The sequence below is a fragment of the Lyngbya sp. CCY1209 genome, assembly GCF_055795065.1.
The window spans coordinates 1-253 of sequence record NZ_JAYFER010000339.1 but is presented as its reverse complement, the minus strand read 5'-3'; the positions used below and the strand labels follow the sequence as shown (position 1 = coordinate 253).

The window sequence follows — 253 nt, the reverse complement described above, 5'->3', positions numbered from 1 at the left end:
CAACCTTATAACTGTCTGTATGTTCCTAAGTTTGGTATCACAGGATACTAAATGAGGTCGGAACTCTCAGGGTCAAGGAAAAATCAGTGATACAAGTTTCTTATACAAGAAATAAATAAAACTGATAATCCAAGAGAGGAGGCGATAGCCACCCCCAGTTTTAGGATTCACAATCTTAGGATTGAAGCGGGGAACGGAAGGCGGTGAGGTGGAATCTGCCACCAATAGTCCGACCACTGCCAACCATCTATGA

At 43.1% G+C, this 253-nt stretch carries 1 pseudogene; it reads right to left on the bottom strand.

Annotated features, from left to right (window positions below):
* Positions 1 to 72: 72 nt before the first annotated feature.
* Positions 73 to 253: pseudogene (locus AC0QHF_RS09725) on the bottom strand (hypothetical protein); the annotation flags it as partial.